Genomic DNA, 18,198 nt, shown 5'->3' on the forward strand with positions numbered 1-18,198 from the left:
TCAGACCTCATACGATACCTTCAGAACAAAACGACAACCCGTGATCGAAATGACAACCAGTGATCGCTCGATTATTTGGACTGGGATTTTTGAGGTGGAGACTGAGTTTGAGCCGTTCTCTGAGTCGCTGATTTGCGCCGATAACTATCGGCTTGAATTTCGATAATCAAGCCATGATGAATTAAGCGATCAATGGCAGCCACCGCCATCATCGAATCAGTGAAAATGTCATCCCATTGGCTGAAGGGTTGATTCGCTGTAATCAACAAACTTTTTCGTTCATAGCGATGCGCAATTAATTCAAACAGAACGGACGTTTCCGCTTCCGACTTTTTGCAATAGCCCAAGTCATCCAAGATCAACAGATCATAGCGGTCCAGTTTTTTGAGCATTGGATGCAGCTGCAGTTGGAGCTTCGCCTGTTGCAGTTGCTGGACCAATGCGTTGGCTGCAAAGAACTTCACCCGCTTACCGAATTCCAGCATCTTTTTGGACACCCCAGTGGCCAGATGTGTTTTTCCAACACCCGAGGGCCCCAGAATAAGGCAATTCTCGGCGCGCTCCAACCAACCCGGATCTGCGGCTAATTGCATCAAGGGAGCTGGATTGAGCTGGGGACAATGGCTAAAGTCAAAGTTGGTAAAACTTTTTGCGTTTGGGAGCCTGGCTTCGGTGAGGGCACGTTTTAGACGAGCTTGTTCTCTTCGTTGGGCCTCCGTTTCGCACAAGGCTAGTAAGAATTCCGCATAAGACCAGTTTTCCTGCATGGCTTGGGATTCGATAGATTCCCAATGGGTCAACATGTGGGAGAGCCTGAGCTTTTTTAAATAGAGGCTCAGGTGCTGGTAGGGGCTCAGCGGGGACTGAGCAGGAGGGGAGGAGTTTGTCATAAAGTTCAAGTGAATGTTGTTCAATGCTGAGGTCAGGAACCTGCTTCATCTGAGGCGGCTCAAACTGTTTTTTCAGGCGATTGAGGGTAAGGCTGGATGAGCGAAGCTGCTGCTGTAAGTACACTGCTACGGCCTGTTCTTTATCTTGAACCGCAGCAATATACAGGGCTTCCACGATGATCTTGGCAGCCTGCTCTAGGTCAAATTGGGCTTTGAGCTGTTCCCAGATTTGGCGGTATTCAGGATTGGGAAGTAGGTCTGATTGCCAGGTGCAATAGATAAAAGCACGAGGCTTCAATCGCATTGAACCAATAACATGGCGATAGTTGATGCAACGGTCGCGACGTTTGCCTTTGCCACTGACGCGCTTCCTCGGCAATTCCACCACCGGGTGTCGCTCCAGATAGCCGACAATCCGGTCATGGTATAGATGCAGTTCCAATTGACGACCAATCAGTCGAGAAGGGACGGTGTATAGAATGCAGCGAACATCGATGGTGCTGCGTTTGCTGACTTTAGCCGTGAGCACTTCATAGTCAGGGGTTCGATATTTGGGCAGTGGTTGTAGATGGTCTTTCTCTTGCTCATACTTGGTTTGGCACTGCTGATTCAACTTGGCAACCTGTGCATCAATTAAGGCTTGATACTCAGCAACGCTCGTAAAATCTGCACTGCCGCGCAGATAGATCGCCTGCTTAATTCGGTTCTTCAGATGACCATGGGGAGATTCAATGGAGCCATTCTCATGGGCTACACCTTTGTTGTTACGAGTGGGTTCTAGCCGATAGTGGTCACACAGTTCGTCGTACAGACGAGTGAGGTTTTTGGACCGGCGGCCGCCCATGTTGCGATAGGCTGCACTCAAACTATCAGTACGATGCTGTGTAGGAACACCTCCACAGGCTGCAAAGGCATTTTGCAATCCTTCTGAGAGGGCGACAAAGCTTTCGCCTCCTTCGATGATCTGGGCATATCGCCAGCCGCTGTATCCCAGACGGTAATGGTAAATCAGGTGCTCAAAGGGTTTGCCGGCAATGGTAATCGTGATGCCCTTGAGTTCTGTAAAGTCGGAAAACCCTTGTACCCCGGGTTCATGACGCAATTCAAACATCACTTCAGGGCTTGGTCCATGTAAGGCTTTCCACGTTCTCACCCGACGTTGTAGGGTCCGCAGGACTTGGGGATACTGGCCTGGATACTTATCCTGCAGGTACTCATACAGGGTCATGGGTTTGAGGCGTGGGTCTCGACGCAGCATTGGTTCTAGCTCGTCTTCCCACACATCAGCTAAGGGGTCGGGAACGGTGCGTTGGTCCTGAAGGCGGCCGCGATTAGGTTGATGGGTGCCGGCCTCAATTCGTTGTCCGGTTCTTGTAGATATTTCGGCAATGTAAGCTGCTTCAGCTTGTTTCAAGCCGAGGTCTCTTCCGTTCATATAAACACGAGTATGATAGGAATCAATTCTTTTGTTAGGCACTTGTACAGCCCTCTATTGATTAGGGATGTAAAAAGTGTCTTTTTTCTTGAGATTGAATTCTAGAAACGCGATCTCACACATCATTTCTAGGGAATTGAGATCTAGTTTTATCCTTCTCAGGGGATGCCTGGTTTCTTCATAGCTATAGCCGACGTGACATCGTCATTAATCCGTCAGCTCGATTGTCGTCTAATAGATGGTATTCATCAATCGGTTTTCCCTAGCTGGGGCTCGGGATTTCGCCATGATGACGCTACTCTGGGAGGCGGGATTGCGACGGTCTGAGCTAGTGGGCTGTGATGTCCGTCATTTTGACTCGGAGCAAAAACGTTTGTCGATTTTAGGGAAAGGAAGGAATGAAAGGGAGTGGATTGATTTGACGGAAAGTGGGGTACGAGCCATATCAGAGTGGCTGGAACTGCGAGAAGTTTATGGCCTCACGGAGCCGTTGTTTATCTCGTTGGATCGGGCGAATTGGGGGTCGCGGTTGTCGGGGACATCGGTGTATCGGATTGTCCGGGCTCTAGCAAAGAAGGCTGGGGTGAGCGAGAACTTTGGGCCTCATAAGATACGTCACAGCGGCACAACAACTTATTTGGAAATGACGGGTGGAGATTTGCGGGGGGCACAAGCCTATTCCCGACATGCCAATCTCAATACACTCAAGTTCTATGATGACAATCGCAAGCAGCTTCAGAAGAAGGCTTCTGCAAAATTGGCTGAGAAGATTACTTGGAATCAAACCTCAGATTAATATTACTGCAACCAGTTTAGTTATGAAGATGCTAAGTCTATAGAAAAATCATCTGGCCTGAAATCCCTACACCAAGCTTGCTTTGAGAAGCAGTCCCTTGCTACTCAGTTCAATGATCCTGCAACTATTTCACCTAATCACTAGATTTCGAAAAGTCGAGCAATGCCTCACAGAGGACTTCGAGTTGTTCGAGAAAGAGGGCTGAGATAATCTCACCTGACTACTGATGCTAGGGTAGTTAGGTGAGATAATCTCACCCCCCTAATTTTTGGAGGCTATATAAACAGGTGTTCTGAGAATCTGAGCTTCGGTCCAAATGTGTTCAGTCAATCCAACTGCCATGGCAGGAGTTCTCTGTTGAAAGCGCTTGTTACCCTCAGGTACTTCAAGAGGAGAACGTAAACTGCGATGCTCTCTCACCCAGTTGTAGACTGTTGCACTCCACCAGGCAACGGCTTGACGAGTGTCACTGCGGTGAGCGAAAGCAAGTGAGCGTCTGACTTGATGAGCATTCATCCGTCGTGCAGTACCATTGAAACGCTCCACAGTTGAAGTATTGGGAGTGTTGTAACCCATTTTGTCTAATGCTTGATTGATGCGTTGCCAGCTCCCATGGGCTTTGCTCACCTCTACAGTTTTTAACTTTTGCCCCTGACGATGTTTGATGATTTGGACGTGGGCAAGGGGTCGAGGAATCCGGTATTTTGAGTTGGGCGGGCGCCCCATGTTGCTCTGACGGGGGGGAGGTAGGATACCCCGAAGATGATGGGGAACAGGGTACGATAACTCGCGTCTCCATCGGTCATCAGCACCAGGTCTCGGGGATGGGCCAGTCGTTTGTGAGTGGCTCGCATCAGCCTATCTATTAGGTTTGTGTTACGGGGGCCAACTTCGACTTGGATGATGAATTTGCTCGCAGCATCAATGGCAACGGCATCCCAACATTGCTGCTGCTTGATTGCGACGTATCCATGACGCTCATCCATCTCTAATACGTCGATGTCCAATTGCTGAGCTTCCTGCTCATGAAAGTCTTGGGCATGTTGACCAAATTTGAGGCTTAGACGTTTCACTGTTGCTCGGTGAGTGTAGGTCAAGCGTGAAGTTCCTTTGATAGAGGTCCCTTCTGCAATTTGACGACCTACTTCTATTGCACGAGATTCAGGAATTTTTGTATTCCAAAAGGCAGTGTTCTTGCGTTCACTGAACGCTGCTCCACAGCAACGACAGCGTAGATACCGAATCTGATCTTGTCCATAGACTTTGCGCACGATTAAATTCTCAAGGCCCGCTTGACCATAGCTCTCACATTTTGAGTTCACGCAAGCTAGCACTGAGAGTAAAGGCCGTTTTCTCTCTTTCATGGGAGTATCTTGGCTAATGACTCCCTTCAGTAGAACCTTTTTCAGGCCTCTCTTAGCTAGAGGGGCTGAGATAATCTCACCTGACTACCAAGTGGGTTTTCTTTGCATTTAGTCGTAAGCCATATTTCTCCAGCCGTCGCGGCAGTACCCGCATAAATCTAATGGCATCTTCTTCATGTTCAAACACAGCCGCAACATCGTCTGCGTATCGAATCATTGTGCCGCAACCAACCGCAGACAACTACCAACATCTGAAGGTGTACTCTATTGTTTTCAAAAAGTCGTTTGCTTAAGGCTCATAGTTCCATTCGGGTTTAGGCAGGTTTTTCACGATGTCGCGTAGACTGTAATCCGATAACTCCGTAAGTCGGCGAAACGCACGTCCAGATACATGACATTCGGCTCCCGGAAAACATCGGGCGCAGCGTTGATAGAGTCGTCGGACACTGGGGTTCTCAACAGATTGTCCAGTGATATACACACCGCCCTGCTGTTGAATTTGAAGGGTGATCTCTGTAATCAAACGGACTGCTATGCCTCGCCCTCGATGGGCAGGTTCAACAAACAAGTCAATAACCTGGCCACCTTTCATGCAGTAGTGCAAATCATAGGATGATATCCAAGCTGCAAACGCAACCAATTGATAATTTTCAGCTTCTGCAATCACCATTTGAAATTCAGCACCTAGACCATCTTGTTCTAACTTTTGGGGCGTTCCCCCCCAAGGGCGCTGAAACGTTTCTTGCATAAACGCCATCAGCAACTTTTGCAGATTGGGTGTGTCCTCTAGAGTGGCATTACGAATGTGGTAGATCGTCGCGCTAGATACAGTCATGGTTATATTCTCAGCCCAATGATTTAAGTCTGATCAGTCATGGCCTAGCTTTCAAAGGAGATGCGCTATCGTGAAAGCATCGGTCTATTTTGCCGGAGGCATCGAGATGGTACGTCCCTACCTAACAGGCCTGAGTGCTTCGCTACTAATGGTGATGAGTCCACTGGTGAGTCAAGCATCGGAGCTGCCGATTGTAGAATCTGCTGCATTAGGGATTGGTAAAAATCCACCCTGGTCTGAGCCTGTTCAGGTTGAAGATCCCTTTGAAGGTCAATTTATCGCCGTTTTTGATCGGCATCGTTTTAGCGATCGCTTCTTAAATACCCATATGCGGATCGAAGTCCAAAGCCTATGGACTCAAGATTATGTTCGCCTACTGTTCACAGCCAAGGATCGCGATTGCTATGGCCATCACGGCTTTTTATCATCATCCTATTGCAGTGAAGTAATCGACACCAAAAAAATCAGCAAATTGTTCCTCAAGATCGATGAGCAAATCTATCAAGTATCAGGCCAGCAAAACACCTTCCCCGTGAGTACAGAATTAGCCAATGCCCTTCGTAGTGCCCCGGAACAGGAGATACAAATTCGCTTGGTCACGGAAAGTGGGGCTTCGGTGGATAGCAAAATTGGTCAAAAAACCGTTAAGGCTTGGCAGAGCATCTATACACCTACCGTCTCTCGCGGCTTAGACTGAAAGGCACATCAAAGACCCTCTCACTGTTTGATGTCATTGGTTTGAGATCAGGTCAATCCATTCGAAATTACAAAGTAATACCTGCTGGCAATGAACCGTGGAACCAGCCCATATCTAAGGGAGCTAATTAAAAAGCTATTGAGAATAAATCTAAACTGTTAACTCAATAATCGATTGGGGTTGCTTCACCCGTTTCTCGGGGAATCGAAGGGCTCCATTGAGCTGAATCCTAGTCATGGATTGATATTAATGCTATAAACATCGATATCGTCATAACAAAATACGGGAGTGAAATCGTCAAAGACCACTGCTAGACAATTGATTATTGAGAACGTATTCTGATTGTAGTTATCCATACACTCATTGCTTGATGATAATGACGACCAAGGATGAACTGGGCTACTGATGTATTCGGCTAACACGCTTAAAGCTGAACTGAATGCGCTAGGTGGGCGGATCTCTTCGCAACGTGAGATGATTCTGAATGCTTTCCAAGCTTTACCCGAGGGGCAACACATAAGTGCTGCGAAGCTACACCAATTACTCGTTAAACAAGACTATTCCATCGGTCTGCCGACGATTTATCGCAACCTTAAGCTGATGTCGCAGATGGGAGTATTGCGTGAGCTAGAGCTTCCCCCAGACCGAAAACTCTATGAGCTAAATCCACCCTATCATCATCGTCATCACCACCTCATCTGTGTCAAGTGCAATCAGACCATTGAATTCAAAAATAGTTCGATCCTCAGAATAGGCAAACGTCAAGCCAAGGAAGCCGGATTTCACCTCCTAGATTGTCAGCTCACCATTCATGCACTTTGTCCAAGCTGTCAACGGTCAGTTACACAAAGTTGATTAGACCAGTATGCGTTTAGAAGCTTGCCTTGCTTTTGTCAGATCTTCATCTTAGAAATAACACAACGAAACTTCCAATTTATTAACTCAGAATATCGAGTTTTCAGTTCTGCTGGCTTAGAACATTTTGCTAGTTCCAACGAATGAGTTGAATGGCACGGAAATTGTTTGAAGCGAGGAAAGGAAGTCATCACCATCATGAGAATTTTCCGATGATCTAGGCTCATGTTTCTGTGATGGATTGTAATTAATAAGTCAGATGGATTAGAAGAATCTTAATTAAAAAGTGAATTAAAAATGAAAATCTGTTGATTATAAAAATGAGATGATTATGAAAATACTGAATTATTATTAATACTATTTATTGATTTTTTGATGATCTTAATTCATCAAAATAATGCTACTATCGTCCTGAACGAAGGGGAGTAGCTTTAGCCGCACAAGGCCCATCGTCTGAGTCAACATACTGGTGTTTAACCTGGTTCAGACGGCAATTTAGAATTTTCTAGCTTGCAAGCGAGACCTTCATTAAGTCCACAACAAGAGTGGGCTTGATGGGGTCTTTGGAAATGCCTGTCATGCCTGCTCATGCAATACAGTACTGGAGCAGCAAATGAACCTCTTGCCTGGATTTACAGCCGGATTGTTACTAATTACGCTTTCAGAATTGGGTGACAAAACTTTTTTTATAGGTGCCATTCTAGCGATGCGTCATCCGCGTCGCTGGGTTTATGGGGGAGTAACCGTCGCTCTAGCTACAATGACGGCCTTGTCGGTCTGGATTGGGCAGGTAGCAACAGTCTTTCCTCAGCAGTATGTCAAAGGGGTAACGGTGGTCTTGTTTATCGGCTTTGGTCTCAAACTGCTCAACGATGCGATGCGAATGTCAGGTAATGAGGGGATGGTTCATGAGCAAGCTGATGCATTAGAGGCTGTCGAATGTCGAGAGAAGGGTGTTACCGCTTGGTCAGGCAGAGCGATATGGATGGAAGCTTTTACTTTGACTTTTATGGCGGAGTGGGGGGACCGGACCCAGGTCGCGACGATTACTCTAGCAACTGCTCAAAATCCCTATGGAGTTTTTCTAGGAGCTATTTTGGGTCATGCTATTTGTGCCGCAATTGCAGTCGTCTGTGGTAAATTGATTGCCGGACGGATTTCAGAGCGTTTACTCACTGCCATAGGTGGTGTTTTATTTCTGATATTCGGCATCGTCGTAATCAGCAGATGACTTGATGCGCAATGCTGAGGAATACTGAAAGTGAGGATGCCTTAAATCCAAAACCGTAACTTATTGGGCGAATGCCCCTGCCGGTCCTACTTGTAAAACGCGGCATTAGTGGAGAATAAGTCTTAAAGCAACCCCGATCGCTGCCAAAATCCCTAACAATACCAGGATCCAGCGTTGTTGGAAGATCAATCGGCTGATGGCTAGAGATGGGGGAGCAGCTGTCTCTATCTGCACAGGCACACCCAACTGTTTGGTCGCCCAAAGATTGGCTTCTCCTAGAGAGCTAAAGACTCTACCAGGGCAGCCATACAAATTTTGAGTGACCTTGGCCACCATTGGCCCCCACAGGGCAATGAGCTTAGCGGAATCGGGGACCATAGCCACACCAGCACAATATTCAGAAATCAAGGGCTTATGTTTTTTGGTCCAAGCAATGCCCTCTTTGCGGAGTTGCTTGGCCTCAGGTGATTTCCCTTGTTTCTCTGCCGCTTCAGCATTATCCCGCTGTAGCACTAAGGCAAACGGTTCTTCCTTCGCCAACCATTCCTCGAAGCAGGCATAGAATTGTGCCATCTCTTCAGGTGTACCAAGTCCTTGAAAACGAGTTGAGACAAGGGGCCAGCGGCTATCATCAATAGTTAGCATGATCCATCACAAAGTTAGGGCGGGCTATGGCTAAACGGTTGTTTCTAGAATCAAACAAGCATTGCGTAAGGGCGGTAATTGACTCAGCCAAGGGACCCAGCGAAAAAAGCCGATGCGATGCGGATATCGGCAGTTTGCTTGAATCAAGGATTGTACACTTGTGAGGGACAATCCCATCGCTGCGATGTCCTGTTCATTTTTGATAAACCAGTTCAAGGGGGCACCGAGTTGAGCCAACTGTTTGGCTCCTTTGCTATTTGAAGAACCACCCAATGCATCAAAGACTAGCGTTGCTCCTGGAAGCCGGTGGTGCAATTGGTCAATGAGTTGCTGTACTTGGGTTTCTTTGAAATACATCAGTAATCCTTCTGCGATGATCAGAAGATTTTCAGGATTTCCGGGTAATTCGTCCATCCAAGTGAAGTCAAGTGCAGATTGAGCGAGGAATCGATGATGGTCCGTTTCTGTATCTAGCTGACGCCGGAGAGTGGTTATTTCCGGTAAATCTAACTCTAGCCAATAGCGATAGCCTTGTCCCACGCGGTAGTAGCGGGTTGACATCCCTGCTCCCAATTCAATGGCGATCGCTTCCTGATGACTGGCTAGATACCGTTGTGTAATCTGGTCAAATAGATGGGCACGTACCGCCCAAGTGAGTTGCGCAAGTGAACCGCTATAGAAGATATCTAATTCAGGATCCCATTGGAGCGAAGACCACCATTCCATTACTTTTGGGTCATACAAGATGGCATCAGGGCGTTGATGCTCTTCAACACGGGCACGAGTGGTCATCAGCATCGTGCGGGGAACACCCGCCAGTTTAGACTCAGAAGGGCTGATCATTCTTCCTCTCCTACAGCATAGAGGTTTGGCTATCGAAAAATAGATGGACTACCCCGTTGAGTTCAAGGATATAAATTAATGAAAAATTTTCTCAACTGTATATGCTCAATTATAAATGACCTACAGTGAATCTGTTGGACGCCAAACGGATCTTCTCTTTTCTGATAGGAACTGAAAATCGACGCAATAGATCCAGGATCTATTGCGGATAGTAGAAAGGCGATGGGCAATCACAATAGTTGTTCGATTTTGCGTAATCTTAGCTAGTGATTCTTGAATAGCTAGATCGATTGCATTTATCCCAGTAGGAATAGAGTTCTTCAGCGCAAGACTGCACCTGCTTGAGTTAATAAGGTTCACAATAATGCATCAGGAATACTCAAGTTTTAAGCGATAGCTGCTGCTGTATCCATTGTCTAGCCTCTTCCGAGTGCAAAAAGATCTGACCAGGACAACCAAACACCGTTTTGATCAGTTGTGGGGTTTTAGTCTGGCGGGCTATTCGTTCCTGCACCGTCTCCACTCCTATCGCAATACCTTGGCAGTGAGCCGTAATTAGAGATTGATATTGCTTGGCCCACTGTGCTGTAAGCAGGTGAATACTCTGCATCTGTTTAGGATCTACTTCTTCGCTTTGGGTTTGGCTCAAAATAATCCCAAAAGGCTGTAATCTCATTAGCCAATCTTCAAATTGTGTAAGGTAGGATTTCGTTGCTGACATTATCGTCGCTCCCTCGAAATACACTGAGATAATGGGATAAGAAGATTGGTCAATGGTGAGCATAGTCGTAAGTCTCAGAATTTTTTGAGGAGGTGATATTGAGATCTAAATGTTGAACAATTAACCAATTGCAGTTCAGGAGAATTCCCGTACTAAGGATAAATATTCCTCGATAACCTACGATACTAGCAATGACACCCCCTAAAGCTGCCGAAAGAATACTACAGAGAGCAATCACAGAAGTTTGCAACGTGTAATCTGTTCCAGCTAACTCTATTCGACTTTTATCCATCATAATTGTGAATGCGGTAGTTCCCAGTATTCCGAAAGCGAAGAAGGTGACACCAATGATGGTGTTCAACACAGGTAGCTGAGTAAATCCGTAGGTTAGTAGCACATTGCTGAAGGTGCCTACTGCTAATGTGTTTGCTGCAATTAATAGCGCTCGCTGACGGCCTAACTTAGCCATTAGCAAACCCGCCGCTGCTGAACCCAGCATCGTCATGGCAATGCCAAAAATACCAATCATGCGGCCAATATCTGCGATGGAAAAACCGAGATCGACTAATAGTGGACGAAACATTGCCGCTGAAAAATTGTAGCCAGCCGTGATCACTGCCAGTGTCAAGAGCCATATTCTGATTCCTGGACGCTGACAAGACTCGATAAAAATTTTGCAATAGGCAATGAGCGGGTCCAAGGCAGGGTTGATTGATTTGCCTGTCACTCGGCCCATAGGTCTAATTGTCTCTCTATGCCATAAGAGCGGCATCAACGCCAGCAGCATCAAAGCAGCAAGAGTCAATAAACTTTTTGACCATCCCCACTTGTTGAGCAAGATTAACATGCCACCTCCGCCAATCATTTTGCCTAGAGAGCCGCCAATCCCCTGGACTGCGTTGCCCACTCCCCGTTCTCTCGGAGATAAAAGGCCCAATGCCAGGGCATCCGTAGCAATATCCTGGCTGCTGCACAGTAATGCCATCAAGGCTAGTCCCACCAAGAGGACAGGTAAGTTGTGCTCAACACTCAAAAAGCTACAGAAAACGGTCACACCAATAACCCCAGATTGAAAGCAAATAATCCAGAAACGATAGTGTCCCCACCGCGTAAATCCGTAAAAGTCGATCACGGGAGACCAGAGAAACTTGAAGGCAATGGGCAGCAGTAGCATTGGCAATAAGCCAATAGCTGCTAAGGATAACCCTCTTTGCCTGAGAATGACTGGCAATGCTTCAAATAGAAACCAAAACGGTAGGAATTGGGAGACATACAAACTCGCCAAAAGGCTCAATTTCTGAATTCTTTGAGCTGAAATCATGTTCATTTGTCTTTGCTCAGTCAAAATTGATAGGTAATCGAGCCAATCACAGTGAAAGGTTCACCTGGTTCAATGCCTCTAATTCTTGAAATAGGGGTGCCCTGAATGTAATTCACGTTAAAAATATTTTTGAAGTTCACGGCGAGTCTGAGGCGCTGACGCTGATAGAAGATAGCAGCATTGGTAATGAAGTAATCATTGAGGACAAAGGTATTGCTCAAATCACCTTGGCGATCGCTGGCATAGGTAAAACCAATCCCAAATCCTAACCCTTGGAGATCACCCTGTTGGAGGGTGTAGGTTGTCCATAAATTAGCGCTGTGCTTGGGAATCCCAGTCAGTTGATTGCCAATAGGAATGACATTATCCTGAGTGATTTCAGCATCTGTATAGGCATAGGAGGCGATCACATTCCAGCCCGGTAGAATTTCGCCGGATAGGTCCAATTCAATTCCTTGACTTTGCTGTTCCCCTGTCGCTACAAAAGCATTGAAAACACCGAGAGCATTGGGATCAGGCGTCGCAACATTTTGTTTCGTGATATTAAAATAAGCTAGGGTGGCAAACAGTTTATCCGGCACCACCTCAGCCTTGAACCCTACTTCAAAACCTTCACCCGTTTCGGGGATTAAAAAATCTCCTGCTGCTGTCGTTGAGGCACTAGGGGTAAAGGATTGAGCAAAACTGGAATATAAGGATAGTTCAGGAATCAGCTGGTAGACTACCCCAACGCGAGGGGTAAAGGCATCCACGGTCTGTTCTCCCTGACGACCTGCTGGATCAAATAAAGAAGGAGAATTTGTGACTTGCTGGTCAACGGTATCGTAGCGACCACCGACCACAAACTGCAGATTATCTAGCACCTTAATCTGATCCTGTAATAGAATTCCTAACCTGCGGGTGGTGACATCTTGTGCTCGGGCTACCGTAGCAAAATCATTGAAGCTTAAGCGCGTGGGTGTACCGTAAACAGGATTAAAAATATCAAGCAGTGAAGGGGCAAAATTGACTCGTGCGTCAATACCACTGCGGTCTTGGCTAAGGTCAACGCCAAATAGCAGCGTGTGCTGAATAGGGCCAGTCTTAAACTTACCTGTTACCTCTGTTTGCAAGCCGAGATAATCTTGAAACCAGTCTGTACTTCCGTTAATGCGAGCCACTAGACCAGTGGCTTCATTAAAGTTTAGGGGTAAAAAGAAGTTGGATAAATAATCCTGTTTGCTATAGCGAAAGGCACTGCGAACGGACCAATTCTCGTTGAACTGGTGCTTGAAGGTATAACCAGTCGTGATGAAATCTCGATCTATGACATCATCCGGTTCACCTACAATCCGCTCCCGTGGCACATCCACAACCCCTCGTCCAAAGGCTAGCAAACCACTATCATTTGGGCGTTGATCATGGAGATATTCAAAATCGAGGGTTAGATTGGTCTCTTCTCCGATATCCCAGCTCAGAACAGGAGCGACAAACTCTCGCTGAATATTTTGGTCATAGTCTCGGAACCCTTCATCACGCTGAATCAGAGCATTAAGACGATAGCGGAGTTGACCATCTTGAGTTAATGTATCTGAAAAATCGATCCGAGGTCGAAAAAAGGTACGACTGCCGACCTGAACTTCAGCTTCGTATAAAGGCTGGGAGGTGGGTGTTTTGGTGACTAAATTAATCACACCGCCTGGATTAATTTCTCCATACAGGATGGAAGAAGGACCCTTGAGAACTTCAATCTGCTCTAGGTTGGCAGTTTCGGGCAAGGTCAATAGGCCAGTGTTCGAGAGGGCATCTGATCCCGATAGGCTAAATCCATTTCGTAATACTTTGGCAGCCGAAAACCCACGCAAACTAAACTGAAAGCCCGCTCCTTCCGTGGTATCTCCAGTAATGCCGCTGACATTGCGAAGGGCCTCATCCAAACGCGTGACTTGCTGATCTTTCAGCACTTCTTTAGGCAGTACTTGAATCGACTGTGGTACATTGCGTATGGCGGTGTCTGTTCGCGTTCCAGTGGTCGCTTTAGGGATAAAATAACCTGTTTGAGATCGTTCTGCCGTTACAGTAATCTCTGTTTCAGCATCATCGGTTATTGGAGTAACGACTAAAGCTAACCCTTCTGTCCCCACTGTCACTTGAGCAATAGGGGCCAACTCTACACCGGTCACTAGCACTCGAATTTGAGTAGGAGTAGCTTGAATCACGGTCAGTTCAGTAATATCAGATGCAGGATCAATTGATTGGAAGCCCTGGGGATCTTCGAGAATCGCATTATCAATTACCGCTATCAGCCGATTGCCGATACTCTGAATCTGAGGTGTTGCTAGCTGTCCCGCTGAAGTGTTCAATTGCACGGATAATCCTGTTTCTGTCGTCTCAATCTGCACGTTCGTGACCTTAACGAGGTCTCCTTCTATCTGGGTAAGCCAATCTGTCACAGTAGTAGCTGGATGAGCTTGGGGTTGGTCTAAAGTTGGATGCTGTTCTGGCGCTGCTAAAACGTGCTGAGGTTGAACTATCGATACACTACAGAGAAGTATCAGGGTAATCTCATGCCCAGATACTTCGATAGCACTATAAGCTTTTGACACCCCATTACCTACAAAGACAATACAGTTGATAACTATACTCAATAAGTAATAACGATCTTGTGTCGAGACGGATTATTTTCGTCTCTAAACGGATTATTTTGATTATCTACACTTAGAAAGAATGATTGGATCGGAATTACAGTGCTCGGTAGCTACTAGGAGAATAGCCAAATGTTTTTTTAAAGGCTGCTGAAAATTGACTCGGACTAGCATAGCCAACTGCCTGAGAGATTTGGGAAATCGAAAGGTCATAGGACTCTAACAGTCGCTGTGCCTGCTCCATCCTATGTTGACGCAGACAACCGAAAACCGTAGTTCCAAAAATCTGGCGAAACCCACGCTTTAGTTTGAAATCGTTTATCCCTGCTTGCTTGGCTAACGCGACTAGCGAGAGAGGATTATCCATATTGTCTAGCAAAATTTCTTTTGCCAAATAGATTCGCTCAATGTCATCTGTTTTTAAGTTAATGTCTTCAGGGTAGAAACGTGATTCGCTGACCTGATTTAGTTTTAAAGCAATGAGTTCTAGGGCTTTGCTCTCTAGATAAGTTCTTTTGATAGCACCTTGGTAAGGACAGTGGAGTATTTGCTGAAGCGGGGTGAGCATACTGGCAGAGGTATGACCCACAAGATTGAAATCGCTTGAGAAGGGTCTAGCTATATTATGACCAATGCTACCTAGAGGACAATCTTCAGGGATAAACGTGGCAAAGAGTTGTGGGTGTATCACCAGGGTTAGCATCTCAACACATTGATGGGCTGGATAGGTGGTGTTAACCTGCATCTCTCCAGACATAAAGCCCAGCATATTAGTATGGGGGCGGGTCAAAATCTCAGCTTGATTGGAGTGAAGTTGTAGTCGAGAATGGCCAGCTAAGTGGAATCGAAGTCCCCATATGGATAGCTTTTCAAAGCTTTCAGTGAAATGCAGATTCTCTCGTAAGTTTGCTCGGGTAAACACCAGATCTAATCCTTCTCGCAGTTGGAAACTATGGTTTAGCCAGTCTCCGAAGGACTGCTGAAGTGACCAAGTAACGGGATCGGCTTGGATTTGATAGTCAGCATCGATCTGCTGCTGGGATTCTGCCAGCATTTCATAGAGGTTGCTAGAAGAGAGCGTCAGTTGCAGAGTTGCCATCAGGAAAGAATTAGCACGGTTTGATAATGATAATTGTTTTTAATTATATTGTTGTACCATCTTGAGCATTTTTGCTGAGATAGGCATCAAGGAATGTTAAAAATAAGAATACATGGTGCATCTCTATTGGGATTAGCAGTATGAAAACTGTGAGACCGAAAACAAGTGTGGGAAAGCCTGGAAACTCCTTGATCAAGCGTTCAAGCCGCTGGAGCAGCCAGTTCTGGATACCACCGTTCAAAGGTTTCACGCCAGTCGCCATCCAATACCTTCGTCCTGACCTGCAATAGGAGATACGCTTTCTTGCTCCATCGCATTTGCTGCTTTTTCTCCAAACGCTTAGCCACCACCTGATCCAAATTTGATTTGCAGTATGTATACCCAAGAGTACGGAAACAGCCGTTGATAAACACTAGATTTTTGGTGTAGTCGATTGTAACCTTCTCTAATTTGTTGTTGATGGAGTTTATTCCAGTTGCCTAAGCCATTTAGGGATTTGTTCTGAAAATTGATGATGATAATTATTTGCTTCATTAGCGCTCATCCCTTCATGTTGGGCATCTTCAAGGAGCTTACTCATAGACCGCATCGAGTCGTCAACATCCGTCCATGAATCAGGTGATGCCTTTAATAAGGCATTTAATTGAGATCGAATGCGATCCGTGGCAGTGGAACCGTTGACGGGTGAAGTCGATGGAATCGAAGACGCAGACTGTAGTCGCGGAACAGGCAATTCACAAGCAACAGGAGGTGCATGGGTGCTAATCAGATATTGCTCTAGACGAGAGGGCAAGCTGGGTGGCTTTTCTATAAGCTGGCTTTGCGGCGGAATGTAGGTATGGGTCTTTTCATCATAGGCAAGGACTTCACCCGTCTCGATATGGTAAATCCAGCCGTAAATTTGCAGTTTGCCCTGCAGCATCCGTGATCGCACAATCGGATAAGTCTTCAAATTATCAATCTGCACTAAGACATTTTCAGCGACTAAAATTTCAACCCGCTCTTCCCCTTGAGATTCTGGGTAGTTTTCTGAAACTACTCGCCGGGTCGTTTCAGCATGTTGCAACCAGTCATACACCAACGGCATATCTGCTTGCAGCTTGTTCAGCTTCATCAGACCTGTCATTGCTCCACAATGGGAATGGCCGCAGATGACAACTTGCTCAATCTCTAGAGCAGCAATGGCATATTCAATCGTGCCGCCCTCACCACCATTTGCTGCCCCATAGGGGGGCACGATATTCCCAGCATTACGGATGACAAACAATTCCCCCACATCTGTCTGGGTAATGAGGTTGGGGTCAACCCGCGAATCAGAGCAGGTGATGAATAATACACGAGGTTTTTGACCGTGAGAGAGTTCTTTTAAGAGTTCTTGATGTTGAGCAACATATTTTTGCTTAAACTCTTGCAGACCACGAACGAGCTTTTTCACGACTGCACTTCCTTGACATGACTCTGCGCGAACAATGTCATCGGGCCAAGTTCACGCGAGTTCTCGGATAGTAATCTTTCCAAAACTGCTGTTTAAATTATATTCCAACAGTCAATTAGCCCAGTTGTATGGCCGCTCCCCCGCAGAGCGTCAACCGATTTGATTTTGAGAAAGACGTTTAAGCGAGTGCTATTTGCTCCTCGGCCTGCCCTCTAAGCAGCAAGCAGATATTACACTAAATCATCAAAATCTTCAGACCTTGAGATTCGTGCAAAACAATACACAGCAAGAATTTGATATTCAAATAGCATTTTAATTCCGATTTTTGGCCACAAATCTGGAATTAAAATCACCGATCTTATAGAGTAATCTGCAAGTTCATGCTCTGTGGTGCAATTTATGTCGCGTTTGGCTCAACATGCCGACTTGCCGCCTATGCTCGATTTTTCTGGAGCCAGTTCACTAGATCAGCAGATTCCGTAAAGTCGAGTAGTGCCTCGCCCAAAGTTTCGAGTTGATCGAGGGAGAGGGCTTGGATTTGCGATCTCAATTCTAGAGCAACGTCACCAATGCGTCGATTGAGTAGACGAAGGATGAGCGATTGTTCACCTTCAAGCTTGCCTTCTTGCCTTCCTTCCTGGCGGCCTTCATCCAAGGCTTCCTGGTAGACTTTCGTTTGCTTGAGTTCGCTTACGCCCAACATACTCTCTATCTCTTCCCGACTCAGTTGTGGAAATTTGTAGACCACAATTGTCTCAATTAATTCTATTATCGTGGCAAATCTTGGATTTGTCTGTTCTTGAGGCTGAACCCTTGAAATCAAAGCTTGGGCCTGGGTGACGGTCTTTGCTGAGTCAGCCACAATCAACTGCATTAGACCCACACCAACAGAGTCAACGGCTTCATTCAAGTCTTCCAAGTAAATACGATGTACTTGGTCGCTATTCAGGTTGGCCCGGAATACATGGTGATAGTCTGGTTCAATGCTGCGTTTGGGGTAGATAACAACGGCTTGCCAGTCCACCGTGTCAGGGTGAAGATTGAGATACAGATAAATCTCAGAGAAGAACCGTTGATAGAACGCCGGGTCTCGTTGAAACTGAACTTCCACAAACCAGACTGTTTGGTCTGCAGCCTCTGGAGTAGGCAAGAAAACGCCATCAATGCGGAAGGCAACCTGCTTGATTTCAACAGACTTAAATTCATAGCCTTGAGCTCTATGTGAGGATTGTCCCAGCAGCTCGAACAAGATGCCGGGATCTGCCTGGAAGATGCGATAGAAGATTGAATCTGTTTTCAAAGGGCGAGATTACTCTGCGTCGTTCCAGTTATTCTACTGAATGAAAGTAGCTCCAGAAGAGTGGCGGTTTATAGTGGATATTGAATAGCACCATTGATAGCTAACGA

General features: G+C 46.2%; 18 protein-coding genes and 2 pseudogenes. 4 read left to right on the top strand and 16 right to left on the bottom strand.

Annotation, left to right across the window (positions count from 1 at the left end; all coding sequences use genetic code 11):
* Window positions 1-71: 71 nt before the first annotated feature.
* Together istB and istA are read right to left on the bottom strand one after the other, a co-directional pair.
* The gene (istB, locus tag AM1_RS29895) at window positions 72-890 is read right to left on the bottom strand and encodes an IS21-like element ISAcma26 family helper ATPase IstB (protein ID WP_083776804.1); all 819 of its coding nucleotides are present in this window, start codon (window positions 888-890) and stop codon (window positions 72-74) included.
* Between the two features lie 430 nt (window positions 891-1,320).
* Window positions 1,321-2,325 (bottom strand): annotated as a pseudogene (gene istA / locus AM1_RS43430) (IS21-like element ISAcma26 family transposase); the annotation flags it as partial.
* A gap of 238 nt (window positions 2,326-2,563) precedes the next feature.
* Between istA and AM1_RS29905 the strand changes: the two are divergent.
* A complete protein-coding gene (locus AM1_RS29905) occupies window positions 2,564-3,121 on the top strand; it encodes a tyrosine-type recombinase/integrase (RefSeq protein WP_012166754.1) in 558 nt (185 codons plus the stop codon).
* A gap of 133 nt (window positions 3,122-3,254) precedes the next feature.
* Here the strand turns inward: AM1_RS29905 and AM1_RS44525 are convergent, their stop codons facing one another.
* From AM1_RS44525 to AM1_RS29920, 5 genes are all read right to left on the bottom strand, one after another.
* Window positions 3,255-3,332, bottom strand: coding sequence for a DUF4351 domain-containing protein (locus tag AM1_RS44525; RefSeq protein ID WP_071820006.1), 78 nt, complete (start codon window positions 3,330-3,332; stop codon window positions 3,255-3,257).
* 50 nt (window positions 3,333-3,382) lie between these two features.
* Complete coding sequence (locus AM1_RS29910; protein WP_012166755.1) at window positions 3,383-3,748, bottom strand: integrase core domain-containing protein; 366 nt, start codon at window positions 3,746-3,748, stop codon at window positions 3,383-3,385.
* Between the two features lie 11 nt (window positions 3,749-3,759).
* Window positions 3,760-4,443, bottom strand: coding sequence for a transposase (locus AM1_RS29915; RefSeq protein ID WP_238549318.1), 684 nt, complete (start codon window positions 4,441-4,443; stop codon window positions 3,760-3,762).
* Between the two features lie 118 nt (window positions 4,444-4,561).
* On the bottom strand, window positions 4,562-4,702 hold the full coding sequence (locus AM1_RS39035; RefSeq protein ID WP_012166757.1) for a reverse transcriptase domain-containing protein: 141 nt from the start codon (window positions 4,700-4,702) through the stop codon (window positions 4,562-4,564).
* A gap of 72 nt (window positions 4,703-4,774) precedes the next feature.
* A complete protein-coding gene (locus AM1_RS29920) occupies window positions 4,775-5,320 on the bottom strand; it encodes a GNAT family N-acetyltransferase (RefSeq protein ID WP_012166758.1) in 546 nt (181 codons plus the stop codon).
* A 70-nt stretch (window positions 5,321-5,390) separates the two neighbouring features.
* Here AM1_RS29920 and AM1_RS29925 point away from each other — a divergent pair, with 70 nt between their 5' ends.
* The 3 genes from AM1_RS29925 to AM1_RS29935 all read left to right on the top strand — a co-directional run bounded on the left by AM1_RS29925 (window position 5,391) and on the right by AM1_RS29935 (window position 8,103).
* Window positions 5,391-6,017 carry a hypothetical protein gene (locus tag AM1_RS29925; RefSeq protein WP_012166759.1) on the top strand — a complete coding sequence of 209 codons (627 nt, stop codon included), beginning with the start codon at window positions 5,391-5,393 and terminating at the stop codon, window positions 6,015-6,017.
* Between the two features lie 405 nt (window positions 6,018-6,422).
* Complete coding sequence (locus AM1_RS29930; protein WP_012166761.1) at window positions 6,423-6,872, top strand: Fur family transcriptional regulator; 450 nt, start codon at window positions 6,423-6,425, stop codon at window positions 6,870-6,872.
* Between the two features lie 613 nt (window positions 6,873-7,485).
* A complete protein-coding gene (locus AM1_RS29935) occupies window positions 7,486-8,103 on the top strand; it encodes a TMEM165/GDT1 family protein (protein WP_012166762.1) in 618 nt (205 codons plus the stop codon).
* A gap of 105 nt (window positions 8,104-8,208) precedes the next feature.
* On the opposite strand, the gene AM1_RS42495 is transcribed toward AM1_RS29935, so the two are convergent.
* The 9 genes and pseudogenes from AM1_RS42495 to AM1_RS29980 all read right to left on the bottom strand — a co-directional run bounded on the left by AM1_RS42495 (window position 8,209) and on the right by AM1_RS29980 (window position 18,091).
* Window positions 8,209-8,748: a hypothetical protein gene (locus tag AM1_RS42495; protein WP_012166763.1), complete on the bottom strand. Its 540-nt coding sequence runs from the start codon at window positions 8,746-8,748 to the stop codon at window positions 8,209-8,211.
* Window positions 8,749-8,778: 30 nt separating this feature from the next.
* Complete coding sequence (locus AM1_RS29945) at window positions 8,779-9,591, bottom strand: class I SAM-dependent methyltransferase (RefSeq protein ID WP_012166764.1); 813 nt, start codon at window positions 9,589-9,591, stop codon at window positions 8,779-8,781.
* A gap of 379 nt (window positions 9,592-9,970) precedes the next feature.
* Window positions 9,971-10,312, bottom strand: a complete 342-nt coding sequence (locus AM1_RS29950) for a hypothetical protein (RefSeq protein ID WP_012166765.1) — start codon at window positions 10,310-10,312, stop codon at window positions 9,971-9,973.
* Between the two features lie 49 nt (window positions 10,313-10,361).
* Window positions 10,362-11,639, bottom strand: coding sequence for an MFS transporter (locus AM1_RS29955; RefSeq protein ID WP_012166766.1), 1,278 nt, complete (start codon window positions 11,637-11,639; stop codon window positions 10,362-10,364).
* 14 nt (window positions 11,640-11,653) lie between these two features.
* Window positions 11,654-14,218, bottom strand: a complete 2,565-nt coding sequence (locus tag AM1_RS29960; RefSeq protein ID WP_012166767.1) for a TonB-dependent siderophore receptor — start codon at window positions 14,216-14,218, stop codon at window positions 11,654-11,656.
* Window positions 14,219-14,354: 136 nt separating this feature from the next.
* On the bottom strand, window positions 14,355-15,356 hold the full coding sequence (locus AM1_RS37915; RefSeq protein WP_012166768.1) for a helix-turn-helix transcriptional regulator: 1,002 nt from the start codon (window positions 15,354-15,356) through the stop codon (window positions 14,355-14,357).
* Between the two features lie 200 nt (window positions 15,357-15,556).
* Window positions 15,557-15,709, bottom strand: a pseudogene (locus tag AM1_RS39045) (ISKra4 family transposase); the annotation flags it as partial.
* 113 nt (window positions 15,710-15,822) lie between these two features.
* Complete coding sequence (locus tag AM1_RS29975; RefSeq protein ID WP_012166770.1) at window positions 15,823-16,791, bottom strand: carbonic anhydrase; 969 nt, start codon at window positions 16,789-16,791, stop codon at window positions 15,823-15,825.
* 433 nt (window positions 16,792-17,224) lie between these two features.
* The gene (locus AM1_RS29980) at window positions 17,225-18,091 is read right to left on the bottom strand and encodes an Rpn family recombination-promoting nuclease/putative transposase (protein ID WP_012166772.1); all 867 of its coding nucleotides are present in this window, start codon (window positions 18,089-18,091) and stop codon (window positions 17,225-17,227) included.
* Window positions 18,092-18,198 lie beyond the last annotated feature (107 nt).

Source organism: Acaryochloris marina MBIC11017 (assembly GCF_000018105.1).
Taxonomy (GTDB): Bacteria; Cyanobacteriota; Cyanobacteriia; order Thermosynechococcales; family Thermosynechococcaceae; genus Acaryochloris; species Acaryochloris marina.